At 67.6% G+C, this 547-nt stretch carries 1 protein-coding gene; it reads right to left on the bottom strand.

Annotation, left to right across the window (positions count from 1 at the left end; genetic code table 11):
* A partial coding sequence (locus EOA22_RS36715; protein ID WP_164756340.1) for a PLP-dependent aminotransferase family protein occupies positions 1-547 on the bottom strand: 547 nt, incomplete at both ends.

Genomic DNA, 547 nt, shown 5'->3' with positions numbered 1-547 from the left:
TGGAATGCCTTCGCTCACCGCGCGCCGGTCGGCGAGCGTGAAGGACAGCCGCAGTGTGTTGCGCCCGGTGCCATCGGCATAAAAGGCGTTGCCCGGCACGAAGGCGACCCGCGCTTCCTTCACCGACCGAGCCAGAAGCTCGGTGGCGTCGGCCCCTTCCGGCAGTGTCACCCAGACGAACATGCCGCCTTCCGGGCGGCTCCAGGTCACGCCTTCGGGCATGTGGGCTTCCAGTGCCGAGAGCAGCCCGTCGCGGCGCTCGCGATAGGCGTCGATGAGTTTTTCCACCTGGCCTTCGAACACGGCTTCGGCGACGCGATGCATCACCACCTGGTTGATCGACGGGCTGTGCAGGTCCGAAGCCTGCTTCATCAGCACCAGCTTCTCGACAATGTGGCGCGGCGCGCACACCCAGCCGACCCGCATGCCCGGCGACAGGATCTTCGAGAACGAGCCGCAATAGAGCGTGCGCGCCTTGTCGATGCCGCCGGACCGGGCACAATCGAGCGCCAGGATCTGCGGCTCGCCCTCGCCGCCCGCTCGCAGC

The sequence above is a fragment of the Mesorhizobium sp. M7A.F.Ca.US.014.04.1.1 genome (assembly GCF_003998745.1).
Taxonomy (GTDB): domain Bacteria; phylum Pseudomonadota; class Alphaproteobacteria; order Rhizobiales; family Rhizobiaceae; genus Mesorhizobium; species Mesorhizobium ciceri.
This window is presented reverse-complemented; position numbering and strand designations above follow the sequence as displayed.